This is a genomic window from Polaribacter sp. Asnod1-A03 (genome assembly GCF_045063585.1).
GTDB lineage: Bacteria > Bacteroidota > Bacteroidia > Flavobacteriales > Flavobacteriaceae > Polaribacter.
Genome location: NZ_JBEFOE010000009.1, coordinates 3181745 through 3196567, shown reverse-complemented (window position 1 = coordinate 3196567; position 14823 = coordinate 3181745). Strand labels below are relative to the sequence as shown.

Below are 14823 nucleotides of genomic sequence, written 5' to 3'. Positions count from 1 at the left end.
ATTATATTTTACATAGAATTAGACCCTTAATTTTTATAAAAGTCACATTACAGCTTATTTATATTAATAATTTTGTAATTTTTTCTAACATTAAACTTACTGGTATAATGTTAAAAGTTATATTTTATTCCAGAAAATAATCCTAAGTTATAGGGTGCAAAGCCATTAGAGTTTTCGCTAAAAGTGTTTAATTGAGCCTTAATCATTGGGTTTAAATTTAAAGACCAATTTTTGTTTAAAAAGTAATTAAAATCAAAACCAAAATTTCCACTAAAGTTTATATTATTTAAATTGGTGGCTTCTCCAGACTTTAGTAGTAGTTGTGTATTAAAGTTTATTTTATTTTTTTGTAAAAATAAAGAGCTAAAACCAGCAACTAATTCAGTATTAAACCTGTTGGTTGTTACAAGATTGTATTTAACTTCAACAGGAATTTCTATGTAACCATAATTCTGATTTAAGTCACCGTTTAAGTTAGATGTGCTAGTCAATACAGAGTTAATCTCATCAGAATTTGCATAATCTAAAATATCGTTAGCATTTGAAGTAAAATTAAAAGAGCTACCAGTATTAAATGCGACAGAAGCTGTTGAGTTTTTTGCAATAGAAGGAGATACGGTAATCTGTTCATTAGAATAATTAGTTTCTTGCAAAAATATTCCGGATTGAATGCTCCACTTTTTATTTATTTGATATCCTACTTGTAAACCAAAAGAAATAGAACTTTTTCCTTTTGTAGAGTTTGATAAATTTTGATCTATTGGTGATGAATTAGAAAAAGAGTTTGCATTTAAAACAGCAAAAACAGGGGCAACAGACCAATTCTTTTTAGAAGATTTTGTAATATAAATACTGTCTTTATTTTTTAGAAAATTATTAAAATCAATCTTTTTGATTAAAGTGTCTTTATTCATTTTAATAGAATCTTTTTGTTGTTCTTTATTCTTAATTGAGCTTTTTTGAGTTTCTTTTTTTACTGATTTTTTAATTTTTTCATCAGAATTATTAGCTAATAAAATCTTTTTCATAGCATTTTTTGAGCTAACAACCTTCTTCTCAATAATTGAGTTTTTTGTAGTAGAATTCTTTTCTTTATTCGGTTTTTGGTTGATATTGTTTTCAACTAAATGTATATTTTCTTCTATTTTTTCTGTAAGAATTAAAGAATCTATAGTTTCTGTTTTCTTAAGATTAGTATTATTATTTGTAATTATAGTATTAGAATCATTTTTAATAAAATTATTATTATTTGTAGAAAAAGGATACAAAAAGAATCCTAAAATTAGTAATGCAGCAATCCCACTAGTTGTAAACCACCAAAAAGGAATTATTTTACGTTTTTTCTTTTTAAGTTTTGATTCTACGTTATTCCATACTTTTTTATTCGGAGTTACCTCCAAATCTTCAAGTTGGTCTTTAAACAATTTATCTATATTCTTTTTACTCATTTACTAAGCTTTTTGTGCCTTTTTTTGATAAACCTCTAGTTTATCTTTAAGAATTTTTCTTGCTCTAGATAAGTTTGATTTAGAGGTTCCTTCAGAAATTTCTAACATTTTAGAAATCTCTTTATGAGAAAAATTATCTAAAACATATAAATTGAAAACTAACCTATATCTGTCTGGTAATTCTTGAATAAATTTTAATAAAACATCTACACTTATAGTTGTATTTTCTAAATCAATATCTGGTTCTTCTTGTTCGTCTTCATACTCTTTTACAACCTGTAAAGGAGATTTTTCTCTATACTTTTGTAACGCTGTGTTTATAGTAATTCTCTTTAACCATCCTTCAAAAGAACCTTTACTTTTATACTGATCAATTTTATTAAATATTGTAATAAAACTGTCTTGCAAGTTATCTTCTGCATCTTGATAATTACGAGAGTATTTTAAACATACAGCAAAAAGTTTATCAGAAAAAATCTGATAAACTTCTGCTTGCGCTGTAATTTTTTGTTTGCAGCATTCTTGTATGAGTTTTTCTAGTTTGATGAGGCTAATTTACGGGAACTATTATTTCATCAAAAATATTTTCTCCATCACTATCTACTCCTTTAAAAAATTTAAAGACATAATCTTCTTCTTGTGTTGCTAAAATTGGTATTTTATATTCTTCTTGTACAATTGCTTCAGCACAATCAGCTTCTAAATCAACAAAAGCAGTAACTGCTACAATTCTGGTAGTATCTTGTGTTTCATAATAAATTCTATCAAAAGAATAACAGTAACTCGGTAGCGAATATTTAATATGTATAGTATCAACTTCTCCAAAGGTAAAACTGTCAGGAGTTATTGCCTCGTCTATTGGTAAATACTCATAAGTGTAATTAAGAGTATCAGAATCTTTTAGACATGAACTAAAAACAATTAATCCAAATAAAAGTAATGTAAGTTTTTTCATTTTAGTGTGTAATTATAAATTAATATTTAAGTATTGGATATCCGTTTTGGCACTCTATAGAAACAGGAATCGGTGCTAAAGAACAATCAGAAATAATTCCATATTTATAGTTATACTCTTTTTCTGCTTGTGTGTATGTTGCTGTTTTTTCTAAAAAACCATCAACATCTATTTGATTAGAATAAGCAATATATCCTTTAGGACCTCCACAAGATTTTGCTCCATAAGCAGTAAAAGACCAGTTATTTATATTTGTACAAGAAACGCTGTAGGATAAATCTTGTATTTCTGTAAATAACTCCATTAAATTTTTATGATCTAGTTCTTGCTCTGTAAATTCTTTTTTAAGAACTAATTCTGTTTCTGTTAATGAAACTATTCTCCAAGCAAAATTTGTTGGAAAACTTTGTTTAGAAATATTGATAATTTCATTTTCTAACTGAAAAGTACCTTCTGTATTAAAATAAGAAAGTGGAGGTGTACCACACCAACCAGATGTACGTTCTGTATAAATATTTTGTTGGTTAAAAGAAATTCCATAACCTTCATTTGGTAATGATTCACCTCTTTTAAAGGTTGTCACTTCTTCGTTGTAAACAGGTTTTACCCAATTGCCTAATAATAAGTTGTCCTTATCTATGGTTATTTGGTTTTCTTCACAAGAAAAAAACATCGTGGTAAAAAGTATAAGAAGTATATTTTTAAAGTTCATCCTTTTATTTTTTGTGATAATTTATTGATATTGTATTGCAGAGCTCCAACCTTCTAAGTTTAGTTGTATATTATTATAATTTTCTTTCAATTTTTTGATGTTGAAAATAAATTCTTTTTCAACCATTGCAAGGCAGCTTTCTTAGTTATTTAAAAGAATTTTTATATTTCTTTGTATTGGATTAGATTCTAAAATGGCACTTGAATCTATTAAAGTTGTTTCCCAAGTTTCACCATCACAACCACTAGATTCTATTATTACAGTTAAGATATCTTCACTCATGCTAATATCTTTAATAGTATAATTATTTGTAGTTGTTTCTTGGTAGATTTCTGCATTAATAATTACAGATTCAGATTTTGTAACAATAACGTTATTATCATCACAAGAAAAAATCAAAATCAGATTTAATAAAACAAAAAAAGGAACTCTAATATTCATATTTATACCTTATATACTTAAAAGATGTAAAAAGAATTAAAAGGTTGCGTGTATTAATACTATTTTTGTAAAACTATATGCAAGAAGATATTTTTAACATACAATCTCAAGAAGATTTTAAGCAAGTTGCTTTGGCTACTTTTAAGCATCAGTTTAATAATAATAGAGTATATCGATCTTTTTGCGATTTATTATACATTCACCCTTCTGATGTTTCTAAGGTTGATGAAATCCCGTTTTTACCTATACAGTTTTTTAAAAGTAGAAAAGTTATTGCTTCTTTAGATGAAGTTGAAGAAACATTTACCAGTTCTGGCACAACAGGTAGTATTACAAGCAAACATTTTGTAACAGATATCAACCTATATAAAGAAAGTTATTTAAAAGGATTTGCTCATTTTTATGGTAATATAGAAGATTATGTTGTGTTGGCTTTATTGCCTAATTATTTAGAACGTAAAGGTTCTTCTTTGGTTTTTATGGTTGATGATTTAATCAGAAAATCTAATAATTCTGAAAGCGGTTTTTATTTAAATAACATAAAAGAATTGGCCGAAAAGTTATCAGAATTAGATAAAAAAGGACAAAAGGTTTTATTAATCGGAGTTTCTTTTGCTTTGTTAGATTTGATCGAAAGTCAACAATTCAGTTTAAATAATACCATCATTATGGAAACTGGAGGAATGAAAGGAAGAAGAAAAGAGTTGATTCGCGAAGAATTGCATCAACTTTTAGAACATGGTTTTGGAGTTGATAAAATTCACTCAGAATTCGGAATGACAGAATTGTTAAGTCAAGGATATTCTAAAGGAAATGGAGTTTTTAAAACGCCACCTTGGATGAAAATCTTAACAAGAGATACAGAAGATGCATTAACTATTCAACCAAACGGAAAAACAGGCGGAATTAATGTTATAGATTTAGCAAACTACAATTCTTGTTCTTTTATTGCCACACAAGATTTAGGTAAAGTTCATCAAGATAATACTTTTGAAATTATTGGACGTTTTGATAATTCAGACATTAGAGGATGTAATCTAATGGTTTTGTAATTAAAAGATGATTTTTACGACTACTCGTAAAATTATAAAATTATGAAATTCTATTTATCGATTCTATTCTTAGTAGTATCTACAGCCTTATTTTCTCAAAAAGATAATTATAATATTCAAAAAGGTTATGTAGCAGAAGGCTATGATGTTGTAACCTATTTTAATAACAAAGCTGTAAAAGGTGATAAGAAATTTAAAACAGAATATGATGGTGTAAAGTATAAGTTTTCGTCAAAAGAAAATTTAGAAACTTTTAAAAAATCTCCACAAAAATATGTTCCGGCTTACGGAGGTTATTGTGCTTATGCAATAGGAGAAAAAGGTGATAAAGTGTCTATAGATCCTAAAACATTTGAAATAAGAGATGGAAAATTGTATTTGTTTTACAATTCTTGGGGAATAAATACGTTAGAACTTTGGGAGAAAGAAGGAGCGGAACGATTAAAAAATAAAGCTGATAAAAATTGGCAAGAAATTATTAAGGAATAATGATTGAAAGCAATCTTGGGGGAGTTTGTGAATGTATGTGAAAAGAAAAAAGAGCTGAAGTAATTCAGCTCTTTTTTTAATTTTATAAAGTGGTTATTATTCAACACTTAGTAAATAATACGTTTTTTTACCCCTTTGTAAAAGCACGTATTTATTAGCAATTAAATCTTCTTTAGTAATAGAATAATCTTCTTTTACTTTTTCTTTATTTACAGAAATTGCATTTTCCTTTAAAGCTCTTCTTGCTTCTCCGTTAGATTTTAAGAAGTTTGTTTTGGCAGCTAAAGCACCAATCATGTCTAAACCATCTTCTACATCTTCTTTAGAAACAGTGGCTTGAGGTACACCATCAAACACATCTAAAAAAGTTTGTTCGTCTAAAGATTTTAATTCAGAACCTGTAGATTTTCCAAATAAGATAGAAGAGGCTTTTAATGCATTTTCATAAGCTTCTTTTCCGTGCGTTAAAATAGTAACTTCTTCACCTAATTTCTTTTGTAATAAACGTAAATGGGGAGTTTCTTTATGTTCTGCAATTAAGCTTTCTATAGTTTCTTTATCTAAAAATGTAAATTTTTTGATAAAATTTTCAGCATCTTCATCAGAAGAATTTAACCAATATTGGTAAAATTTATAAGGGGATGTTCTATCAGCATTTAACCAAACATTTCCACCTTCTGTTTTACCAAATTTTGTTCCGTCTGCTTTTGTAACTAAAGGAACTGTAATTGCGTAGGCTTTTCCTTGTGCTTTTCTTCTAATTAATTCAGTTCCGGTTGTAATATTTCCCCATTGATCAGAACCACCCATTTGTAACATACAATTTTTCTCTTTATATAAATGATAAAAATCGTATCCTTGAAATAATTGGTAAGTAAACTCTGTAAAACTCATACCAACAGAAGATTCAGAACCTAAACGCTTCTTTACAGAATCTTTTGCCATCATGTAATTTACAGTAATGTGTTTACCTGTATCTCTAACAAAATCGATTAGAGAAATATCTTTCATCCAATCGTAATTGTTTACCAATTCTGCTTTATTATCTGCAGTTGCATCAAAATCTAAAAAACGTTCTAAATTTTCTCTAACACCAGCAATATTTTTTTCTAAAGTAGCTTCATCTAACAAATTTCTTTCGGCAGATTTACCAGAAGGATCACCAACCATACCAGTTGCACCACCAATTAAAGCAATAGGATTATGACCTGCATTTTGGAAGTGTTTTAAAATAAAAATTTGAACCAAACTACCAATATGTAGAGAATCTGCAGTAGGATCAAAGCCAATATAACCAGCCGTTTTATTTTTTAATAAATATTCTTCTGTATCTGGCATAATATCGTGTAATAGTCCACGCCAACGTAATTCTTCAACAAAGTTTGTCATTATAAATTTTAATTAATTCAATTTTAAAATAGGTGTGTTAAATTAAAATTTTCGAAGTTTTAACTATTGTTCGATATGCTTAATTTAACACTGTATAGCAATTAATCATATGCTATTTTCGTAAGGCAAAGATAAACTTATCAATGAAAAAATCATAAATTAGCCGTATGATTTTAGTTACTGGAGGAACAGGTTTAGTTGGTGCACATTTGTTATATCATTTAGTTAAAAATGAAGAAAAAATACGTGCTATTTATCGTTCTGAAGAAAAAATAGAAAAAGTAAAAGAAGTTTTTTCTTTTTACAGAGATAATGATTCTCTTATTTCTAAAATAGAGTGGTTTAAAGCTGATGTTACAGAAGTTCCTTCTATGATACCTGCTTTTGTTGGTGTTAAAAAAGTATATCATTGTGCTGCGTTTATTTCTTTTAATCCGAAAGATTATAGAGAAATGAGAAAAATAAATATACATGGTACAGCAATTGTTGTAAATCTTGCTATTGATACCAAAGTTGATAAAATTTGTTTTGTAGGTTCTATAGCTTCTGTAGGAGATTCTTTAAATAGTGGTTTAATTACCGAAGAAAATGAATGGAATAAAGAAGCAGACAATAGTGGGTATTCTATAACTAAATTTGGTGGAGAAATGGAAGTTTGGAGAGCAAGCCAAGAAGGAGTTGATGTTGTAATTGTAAACCCAGGTGTTATTTTAGGAAGTGGTTTTTTTAATGCAGGTTCTGGTAAATTGTTTTCTCAGGTTTCTAACGGATTTAAATATTATACAGAAGGTATTACTGGTTTTGTTGGTGTAAAAGATGTTGTAGAAGTAATGATTAAATTGATGAATTCTAGTATAAAAAACGAACGTTTTATATTAGTTTCAGAAAATAAGTCTTTTAAAGAAATTTTCTTTTCTATGGCAGATGCTTTTGGTAAGAAAAAACCATCAATTAAAATAAAACCTTGGCAAACAACTATATTTTGGCGCATTGCTTGGTTAATATCTTTGTTAACAAGAAAAGAACCTTTTTTAAGTAAATATTCTGCAAGAAGTGCTCATTCAATTTCTAAATATTCTTCAGAAAAAGTTAAAAAAAGTTTGTCTTTTCAATTTGAAACGATTGATGAAGTAATAAAAAGAGTTTGTAAAAACTTTATTTCTTCTTAATTTTTTTAATACTATCTAAATTTAATAATACTTTACTACTTTTCTTAAGAGAATCCTTTTTAAGAGAATCGTTGTGTTTACTTAACTTGGTATAAAAGTTTTTTCTTACTTCTAAATTACTTTTAACATCTTCAATCATTTCTTCGTATAGATCTATTTTAGAAGTATAGTAAAAATTGCTTTTTTTAAAACGTAAACTATCAATTTTATATTTATCATATACAAAAGACATATAATTAACCTTAGAGTGTCCGTTTTTATTTTTTACAAACTTAGAAGAAGAAGCTATCATCATATCCTCTATTAATAGTTTCATTGTATCTTTAGGAATTAGATCTTCTGGCTCTTTAAAAATGGTGTTACTTGTACAAGAAACTAGAAAAATAAAGATGAGTAAATAACTTGTTTTTTTCATAATTATCTATTAAAAGTAAGACGTTTTCCTTTTATTTCATCATTAAAAAGACCATTGTTGTAAATTAAATTTCCATTTACAAATGTATGTGTTATTGTAGAAGAAAAAGTAGTACCTTCAAAAGGAGACCAACCACACTTGTATAAAATATTATCTTTAGAAACTGTTTGTGGTTTGTTTGTATCTATTAAAACCAAATCAGCATAAAAACCTTCTTTTACAAAACCTCTTTTTTCTATTTGAAATAATTTTGCCGGATTATGGCTCATTTTTTCAACCGCTTTCTCAATAGAAATTACACCTTCTTTTACCTTTTCTAAAATTGCTGTAACTGCATGTTGTACTAAAGGTCCGCCACTTGGTGCTTTTGTGTACACATTTGTTTTTTCTTCTAAAGTATGTGGTGCGTGATCTGTTGCTAAAACATCAATTCTGTCATCTAACAAAGCTTTCCATAAACCTTGTCTGTCATTTTCTGTTTTTACAGCCGGATTCCATTTTATATGTGTTCCTTTTTCTGCATAATCTTTATCAGAAAACCATAAATGATGAATACAAACTTCTGCAGTAATTTGCTTTTCTTCTAAAGGAATATCGTTTCTAAACAATTCTGTTTCTTTAGCAGTTGATAGATGAAAAATATGCAAACGTGCACCAGTTTTTTTAGCTAATTCTATTGCTTTAGAAGAGGATAAATAACAAGCTTCTTCACTTCTAATTATTGGATGGTATTTTACAGGAATGTCATCACCATATTTATCAACAAATTCTTTTGTATTTTTTCTGATGGTTGCTTCATCTTCACAATGTACAGAAATAATCATTTTTGTTGATGAGAAAATCTTTTCTAAAACAGCTTCGTTATCTACTAACATATTTCCTGTAGATGAGCCTAAGAAAAGCTTTATACCTGCAACCTGTTTTGGATCAGTCTTTAATAGTTCTTCTAAATTATCATTGGTTCCACCAAACATAAAAGAGTAGTTTGCGTAAGAATCATTTGCAGCAATTTTAAACTTATCTTCTAATAAATCTTGTGTTGTAGCTTGCGGCACTGTATTTGGCATTTCTATAAAAGTAGTTATACCACCGGCAACAGCAGCTCTACTTTCTGTAGCAATATTTGCTTTATGTGTTAAACCAGGTTCTCTAAAGTGTACTTGATCATCAATAAAACCAGGAATTAAATATTTTCCATTAGCATCAATCACTTCAATATTTTTTGTAGCTTTTATTTCAGTTGAAATTTTTTTTATAATTTCATTTTCAATGAGAACATCACCTTTAAAAGTGTTATTTTCATTTACAATTGTTGCGTTTTTAATTAAAGTTGATTTTGCCATTTTCTTCTTAAATTTCTGTTCTCATATTGACTAAACTTTTGGTAAAACCAAAACGTTCGTAAGCTTTTATTGCTCCTGTATTATTACTATACACATCTAATCTTAGTTCTTTAAGACTATTTTCTTTTGCCCAATTTTTTAAAGAATCTAAAATTAAATTACTAATTCTTTGACCTCTAAAGTTTTCTTTTACAAACATAAAACCAATATAGCCATGTTTTACATTTTTATGATAAATTTTAGAATTTTCTACTCTCACATAACCAGAAGCAACAACTTCATTATTAACTATTGCTACTAATAAATGCGTGTTTTTATTAGAAATCATTTCCGGAATATTGTAATAATTCAATTCTCCTTTTCCTAAAAAAGGGTCTAAAGGCCTTTCGGCTTTTATTACTCCTTGCTCAAGTTCTAATAAAGTTTCTAAATCGCTTAAAACAGCTTTTCTAATAGAAATAGAACTCATTTTTTCTATTTTAAACCTTTTAATCTCATTTTTATAACTCCAAATAAAGCTTCATAAACAATATTCCCACTCATTTTAGAAGTTCCTAAAGTTCTGTCTGTAAAAATAACGGAAACTTCTTTTACATTAAAGTTATGTTTCCAGGCTTTAAATTTCATCTCTATTTGAAAGGCATAACCGACAAATTTTATTTTATCTAAATTAATGGTTTCCAAAACTTCTCTTTTCCAACATACAAAACCAGCAGTGGTATCAAAAAGTGGAATGTTAGTTATAAAACGTACATATTTTGATGCAAAATAAGAAAGTAATAACCTTTTCATATCCCAATTAACAACATTTACTTGATTATTAACATACCTAGAACCTACAGAAACATCTCCATTTTCTTTCTTACAAGCATTGTATAATCGAATTAAATCATCTGGATTATGAGAAAAATCTGCATCCATTTCTATAATATAATCATATTTTTTTGCAATTGCCCACTTAAAACCATGAATATATGCAGTTCCTAATCCGTTTTTTCCCTTTCTATTTTCAATAAAAAGACGATTAGGGAATTCTAAAATTAAGTTTTCTACTATTTTTGAAGTTCCATCAGGAGAATTATCATCAACAACTAAAATATCAAATTCTTTTTTTTGATTAAAAGTAGCTTTAATAATGGCTTCTATGTTTTCTTTTTCGTTATAGGTAGGAATAATGACTAACGCATCTGACATAAATAAAATTTCATGTGGTAAGTAGGCAAATATACATGATTTAATTACTAATTTTGTGTTAATATTAGCAAAACCAAAAAGGTGGAAGTATTAGAAAGAATAAAGTTAGATTCCGATTGGATTACCATATTATTGGTAACCCTTATTGCTATTGTTTTCTTTTTAAAATTGTTAAATGGAAAAAAGCTAAATTCGTATGCTTTATCTATGTTTAAGAGAAGTTTTGTGCTTAAAGAAATTGAAGAAGGTACTAGTTATTTTAGCTCTTTTAAGGTTATAACCTCTTTATTTACAACACTTGTTTTTTCTTTGTTTTTATATTATCTAAAAGTATCTTTTTCATCAAGTTCTGTCTCTGGTTTTACAGATTTTAGCTTTATTTTTTTTGGTGTTTTTGCTTATTTTTTAATAAAGTGGCTTTTAGAGTTTTTACTGTCTTTATTATTTGAAATTAAGCGTACAATTCGTTTTTTTTTACTGTCTAAACTTAGTTACTTATTTTCGGTATCGTTCTTCTTACTTTTAGCTCTTGTTTTAGTAGAATATTCTCAAGTAAATATTTATTTTTTACTCTGTTTTTCAGGGTCTTTATTTTTTCTTCGTGCGGTCTTAATTTTCTTAAATAATAAAAAGCTGATTTTTAGTAAGTTGTTTTATTTTATTTTGTACATTTGCGGCTTCGAAATAGCACCTCTATTTATACTTTTTAAATTGATGTTTTAAATACAAAACGAAGCGTATGAAAGTGAAAACAATTTTAGTGTCACAACCAGAACCGAAGACAGAAACTTCTCCTTACTTTGATTTATCTGATAAACAAAAAGTAAAGATTGACTTTAGACCTTTTATTCATGTAGAAGGTATACCTGTAAAAGAAGTAAGAGGCGAAAAGGTTGATCTTAAAAATTTTACTGCAATTATTTTAACAAGTAGAAATGCAGTAGATCATTTCTTTAGAATTGCAGAAGAAATGCGTTTTAAAGTGCCAGATGATATGAAATATTTCTGTCAGTCTGAAGCTGTTGCTTATTATTTACAAAAATATGTGGTTTATAGAAAACGTAAAATTTATGTTGGCCCTAGATCATTTACAGAGTTATTAAAATTAATTAAGAAACATAAGACAGAAAAGTTTTTATTACCAAGTTCAGATAAATTAAAACCTTTAATCCCTGTAGAATTAGATAAGTTAGGTATAAATTGGACTCGATTAGATTTATACAGAACTGTAGTAAGTGATTTATCTGATTTAGAAAATGTTTTTTATGATGTTTTAGTATTCTTTAGCCCATCCGGTATAGAATCTTTATTAAAAAACTTTCCAGATTTTAAACAAAATCAAACAAGAATTGCCGCTTTTGGTAATTCTACTGTAAAAGCTGTTACAGAAGCTGGTTTTAAGTGCGATATTATGGCGCCATCACCAGAAACACCTTCTATGACAATGGCTTTAGATAAATATATAAAGCAGGTAAATAAAAAATAATTAATATCAAGTAGATATTTATTAAGAAAAACCGAACAGAAATGTTCGGTTTTTTTTGTTTTTATAATATTTAGTTGTAAAAAATAAGATATTCTTAAATTTTAGATTTCAATTTTATTGTATGTTTCGTATTTTTTCAATATTTTCAACAAGAAATAATTAACTAAGTTAAAATTGAATACCGTGCCTAAAAAACTAATCACATTCGGAGAAGTAATGATGCGTTTATCACCTCCAGGATATACAAAATTTTCTCAAGCAAGCTCTTTTGATATTGTATTTGGTGGCGGAGAAGCAAACGTGGGAATTTCTTGTGGATATTTAGGCATGAAAGCAGCACATGTAACTCGTTTTCCAGACAATGCTCTTGGTAAAGCGGCTACTCAATTTTTGCGAAAACATTGGTTAAGCACCGTAGATGTTGTTTATGGCGATAATATGCTAGGTAAGTATTTTTTAGAAAAAGGAGCAGTACACAGACCAAGTGAAGTTATTTACGAAAGAGAAGGTTCTGCGTTTTCATTAATACAACCACACATGGTCAATTGGGAATCTGTTTTAGAAGGAGCAGATTGGTTTCATTGGACCGGAATTACACCTGCAATTTCTGAAGGTGCAGCAATGTGTTGTTTAGAGGCAATTAAAACGGCTAATAAAATGGGAATAAAAGTTTCTGGTGATATCAATTCTCGTAAAAATATGTGGAAATACGGTAAAACCATGCAAGAAGTGATGCCAGAGTTGGTTAAAAATACAGACATTGTACTTACAAGTAATCGTGGAATTCATGAAATATTTGGTCTTGGTGAGTTAGGTGGAGGTTTTAGTTCTTCTGCAAAATTGTTAATGGAAAAATATCCAAGAATAGAAAAAGTTGTAGGTAAAACAAGAAAATCTATTAGTGCTTCTCATCAACAAATACAAGGTAAAATGTGGGATGGAAAGCAATTTATAAAAGCAGAAAGGTTAGATATTACACATGTTATAGATCGTGTTGGTACTGGCGATGCTTTTGCTTCTGGTATTATTTATGGCTTATTACATTATGATAATGATATGGATGCTTTAAATTTTGCAACAGCGGCTTGTGCGCTTAAACACACTGTTCTTGGAGATGTAAATATGGTTTCTGTAGAAAACGTTACGAGTTTAATGGGTGGCGATACTTCTGGTAAAATAAAAAGATAGTTTTATTTTTTTAGAAGCTATTTCCTGCTTTCACTACTCGCTTTTTTTGTGAAAAACAAAAAAGAGCTCAAACAAACCGTTCAATCAGGGCTAAACTTGTTTGTCTGTTATTTGTTTTTTTAATAAACTAATATTTTTTTGTTAACTTTTTTTAATTAAAAAAAATCTAAGCAAATAAAGTAGCAAAAGCCTCTTCAATTTTGCCAACTAAAACCAATCTAATTCCGTGGTTTTTAGAAGAAATTTTATTGTATTTAGAAGCTACTAAAGTTTTATAACCTAATTTTTCTGCTTCTGTAATTCTTTGATCTATTTTAGAAACGGGTCTTATTTCTCCTGCCAAACCAACTTCTGCAGCAAAACAAACATTTGGGTTGATAGCAACATCTTGGTTAGAAGATAAAATTGCAGCAACAACCGCCAAATCTATTGCAGGGTCATCTACATTAATCCCTCCAGTAATATTTAAAAAGACATCTTTTGCACCTAATTTAAAGCCTGCTCTTTTTTCTAGAACCGCTAAAATCATGTTTAGACGTTTTAAATTATAACCTGTTGTAGAACGCTGAGGTGTTCCGTAAACAGCTGTAGAAACCAATGCTTGTACTTCTATCATTAAAGGTCTTATTCCTTCTAAAGTACTCGCAATTGCGGTTCCGCTTAAATCTGCATCTTTTTTAGAAATTAAAATTTCAGACGGATTTGAGATTTCTCTTAATCCGTTAGAAAGCATTTCGTAAATCCCTAATTCTGATGTAGAACCAAATCTGTTTTTTTGGCTTCGTAAAATTCTATAGGTATGATTTCTGTCGCCTTCAAATTGTAAAACAACATCTACCATGTGTTCTAAAATTTTTGGTCCGGCAATGTTTCCATCTTTATTAATATGACCAATTAACAAAACCGGAGTTGCAGTTTCTTTAGCGTATTTTATGAGTTCCGCAGCAGTTTCTCTAATTTGAGAAATAGTTCCTGGAGAAGCTTCTATAGAATTTGTGTGCAATGTTTGTATAGAATCTATGACCAAAACATCTGGTACTGTTTCTTCTATATTTTTAAAAATTTGTTGTGTGCTTGTTTCTGTTAAAATTAAACAATTAGAATTGTTAGCTTTTAACCTTTCTGCTCTCATTTTTATTTGAGATTGACTTTCTTCACCAGAAACATACAATACTTTTTGGCTAATATTTAAAGCAACTTGTAATAATAAAGTCGATTTTCCAATTCCTGGCTCTCCTCCTAAAAGTGTTACAGAACCTTTTACTAAACCACCACCTAAAACAGTATCTAATTCGTTATTATTAGTAACTACTCTTTCTTCTGGGTTTAGCTGAATATCTGCAATTTTTAACGGTTTATTTATGGTTTGTTTTGCAGTTGTAGATTGTTTCCAAACTCGTTTTTCTTCTTTTTGTATTACTTCTTCTACAATGGTATTCCATTCTTTACAAGCGCCACATTGTCCAACCCATTTTGCATGTTGTGTACCACAGTTCTGACAGAAAAAAGTTGTTTTGGTTTTGGCCATTTTATTTAGTTACA

Annotated in this window: 17 protein-coding genes; 6 read left to right on the top strand and 11 right to left on the bottom strand. The window is 28.4% G+C overall.

The features are described 5' to 3' along the window. Window positions 1-110: 110 nt before the first annotated feature. The 5 genes from ACJJVY_RS14235 to ACJJVY_RS14215 form a co-directional block, all read right to left on the bottom strand. Entirely contained in the window at window positions 111-1448 is a 1338-nt protein-coding gene (locus tag ACJJVY_RS14235) for a hypothetical protein (protein ID WP_405610141.1), read from the bottom strand. 3 nt (window positions 1449-1451) lie between these two features. Continuing rightward, on the bottom strand, window positions 1452-1994 hold the full coding sequence (locus tag ACJJVY_RS14230) for an RNA polymerase sigma factor (RefSeq protein WP_405611668.1): 543 nt from the start codon (window positions 1992-1994) through the stop codon (window positions 1452-1454). A 4-nt stretch (window positions 1995-1998) separates the two neighbouring features. Further along, the gene (locus ACJJVY_RS14225; RefSeq protein ID WP_405610138.1) at window positions 1999-2403 is read right to left on the bottom strand and encodes a hypothetical protein; all 405 of its coding nucleotides are present in this window, start codon (window positions 2401-2403) and stop codon (window positions 1999-2001) included. A gap of 19 nt (window positions 2404-2422) precedes the next feature. Next, entirely contained in the window at window positions 2423-3115 is a 693-nt protein-coding gene (locus tag ACJJVY_RS14220) for a hypothetical protein (protein WP_405610135.1), read from the bottom strand. A gap of 141 nt (window positions 3116-3256) precedes the next feature. After that, a complete protein-coding gene (locus ACJJVY_RS14215; protein ID WP_405610132.1) occupies window positions 3257-3556 on the bottom strand; it encodes a hypothetical protein in 300 nt (99 codons plus the stop codon). Window positions 3557-3633: 77 nt separating this feature from the next. On the opposite strand from ACJJVY_RS14215, the gene ACJJVY_RS14210 reads away from it, so the two are divergent. Then, window positions 3634-4608 (top strand): acyl transferase, encoded by a 975-nt coding sequence (locus tag ACJJVY_RS14210; protein ID WP_405610129.1) that lies wholly within the window; start codon window positions 3634-3636, stop codon window positions 4606-4608. 42 nt (window positions 4609-4650) lie between these two features. Next, the gene (locus ACJJVY_RS14205; RefSeq protein ID WP_405610126.1) at window positions 4651-5097 is read left to right on the top strand and encodes a YHS domain-containing (seleno)protein; all 447 of its coding nucleotides are present in this window, start codon (window positions 4651-4653) and stop codon (window positions 5095-5097) included. 96 nt (window positions 5098-5193) lie between these two features. Here ACJJVY_RS14205 and tyrS read toward each other — a convergent pair whose 3' ends face one another. Next, window positions 5194-6486 (bottom strand): tyrosine--tRNA ligase, encoded by a 1293-nt coding sequence (tyrS, locus tag ACJJVY_RS14200; RefSeq protein ID WP_405610123.1) that lies wholly within the window; start codon window positions 6484-6486, stop codon window positions 5194-5196. A gap of 167 nt (window positions 6487-6653) precedes the next feature. Here tyrS and ACJJVY_RS14195 point away from each other — a divergent pair, with 167 nt between their 5' ends. After that, window positions 6654-7655, top strand: a complete 1002-nt coding sequence (locus ACJJVY_RS14195) for an NAD-dependent epimerase/dehydratase family protein (RefSeq protein WP_405610120.1) — start codon at window positions 6654-6656, stop codon at window positions 7653-7655. Here the strand turns inward: ACJJVY_RS14195 and ACJJVY_RS14190 are convergent. The 4 genes from ACJJVY_RS14190 to ACJJVY_RS14175 are packed head-to-tail and all read right to left on the bottom strand — an operon-like array spanning window position 7642 to window position 10607. After that, window positions 7642-8070, bottom strand: a complete 429-nt coding sequence (locus ACJJVY_RS14190; protein WP_405610117.1) for a DUF4296 domain-containing protein — start codon at window positions 8068-8070, stop codon at window positions 7642-7644. The genes ACJJVY_RS14195 and ACJJVY_RS14190 overlap by 14 nt on opposite strands. A gap of 2 nt (window positions 8071-8072) precedes the next feature. Further along, window positions 8073-9413: a dihydroorotase gene (locus ACJJVY_RS14185; protein ID WP_405610114.1), complete on the bottom strand. Its 1341-nt coding sequence runs from the start codon at window positions 9411-9413 to the stop codon at window positions 8073-8075. A gap of 7 nt (window positions 9414-9420) precedes the next feature. Then, complete coding sequence (locus ACJJVY_RS14180) at window positions 9421-9882, bottom strand: GNAT family N-acetyltransferase (RefSeq protein ID WP_405610111.1); 462 nt, start codon at window positions 9880-9882, stop codon at window positions 9421-9423. Between the two features lie 5 nt (window positions 9883-9887). After that, window positions 9888-10607, bottom strand: coding sequence for a polyprenol monophosphomannose synthase (locus tag ACJJVY_RS14175; RefSeq protein ID WP_405610108.1), 720 nt, complete (start codon window positions 10605-10607; stop codon window positions 9888-9890). Window positions 10608-10688: 81 nt separating this feature from the next. On the opposite strand from ACJJVY_RS14175, the gene ACJJVY_RS14170 reads away from it, so the two are divergent. From ACJJVY_RS14170 to ACJJVY_RS14160, 3 genes are all read left to right on the top strand, one after another. Then, window positions 10689-11330 (top strand): DUF4271 domain-containing protein, encoded by a 642-nt coding sequence (locus tag ACJJVY_RS14170; protein ID WP_405610105.1) that lies wholly within the window; start codon window positions 10689-10691, stop codon window positions 11328-11330. A gap of 16 nt (window positions 11331-11346) precedes the next feature. Beyond that, window positions 11347-12093 (top strand): uroporphyrinogen-III synthase, encoded by a 747-nt coding sequence (locus tag ACJJVY_RS14165; RefSeq protein ID WP_405610102.1) that lies wholly within the window; start codon window positions 11347-11349, stop codon window positions 12091-12093. Window positions 12094-12276: 183 nt separating this feature from the next. Continuing rightward, the gene (locus tag ACJJVY_RS14160) at window positions 12277-13281 is read left to right on the top strand and encodes a sugar kinase (RefSeq protein ID WP_405610099.1); all 1005 of its coding nucleotides are present in this window, start codon (window positions 12277-12279) and stop codon (window positions 13279-13281) included. A gap of 166 nt (window positions 13282-13447) precedes the next feature. Here ACJJVY_RS14160 and radA read toward each other — a convergent pair whose 3' ends face one another. Beyond that, window positions 13448-14809, bottom strand: a complete 1362-nt coding sequence (gene radA / locus ACJJVY_RS14155) for a DNA repair protein RadA (RefSeq protein WP_405610096.1) — start codon at window positions 14807-14809, stop codon at window positions 13448-13450. Window positions 14810-14823 lie beyond the last annotated feature (14 nt).

Bases quoted from the DNA above. Each gene is read 5' to 3' on its own strand.
- ACJJVY_RS14175 (WP_405610108.1), bottom strand. From the start codon at position 10,607: ATGTCAGATGCGTTAGTCATTATTCCTACCTATAACGAAAAAGAAAAC.
- ACJJVY_RS14165 (WP_405610102.1), top strand. From the start codon at position 11,347: ATGAAAGTGAAAACAATTTTAGTGTCACAACCAGAACCGAAGACAGAA.
- ACJJVY_RS14215 (WP_405610132.1), bottom strand. From the start codon at position 3,556: ATGAATATTAGAGTTCCTTTTTTTGTTTTATTAAATCTGATTTTGATT.
- radA (WP_405610096.1), bottom strand. From the start codon at position 14,809: ATGGCCAAAACCAAAACAACTTTTTTCTGTCAGAACTGTGGTACACAA.
- tyrS (WP_405610123.1), bottom strand. From the start codon at position 6,486: ATGACAAACTTTGTTGAAGAATTACGTTGGCGTGGACTATTACACGAT.
- ACJJVY_RS14205 (WP_405610126.1), top strand. From the start codon at position 4,651: ATGAAATTCTATTTATCGATTCTATTCTTAGTAGTATCTACAGCCTTA.
- ACJJVY_RS14190 (WP_405610117.1), bottom strand. From the start codon at position 8,070: ATGAAAAAAACAAGTTATTTACTCATCTTTATTTTTCTAGTTTCTTGT.
- ACJJVY_RS14220 (WP_405610135.1), bottom strand. From the start codon at position 3,115: ATGAACTTTAAAAATATACTTCTTATACTTTTTACCACGATGTTTTTT.
- ACJJVY_RS14210 (WP_405610129.1), top strand. From the start codon at position 3,634: ATGCAAGAAGATATTTTTAACATACAATCTCAAGAAGATTTTAAGCAA.
- ACJJVY_RS14235 (WP_405610141.1), bottom strand. From the start codon at position 1,448: ATGAGTAAAAAGAATATAGATAAATTGTTTAAAGACCAACTTGAAGAT.
- ACJJVY_RS14225 (WP_405610138.1), bottom strand. From the start codon at position 2,403: ATGAAAAAACTTACATTACTTTTATTTGGATTAATTGTTTTTAGTTCA.
- ACJJVY_RS14185 (WP_405610114.1), bottom strand. From the start codon at position 9,413: ATGGCAAAATCAACTTTAATTAAAAACGCAACAATTGTAAATGAAAAT.
- ACJJVY_RS14195 (WP_405610120.1), top strand. From the start codon at position 6,654: ATGATTTTAGTTACTGGAGGAACAGGTTTAGTTGGTGCACATTTGTTA.
- ACJJVY_RS14180 (WP_405610111.1), bottom strand. From the start codon at position 9,882: ATGAGTTCTATTTCTATTAGAAAAGCTGTTTTAAGCGATTTAGAAACT.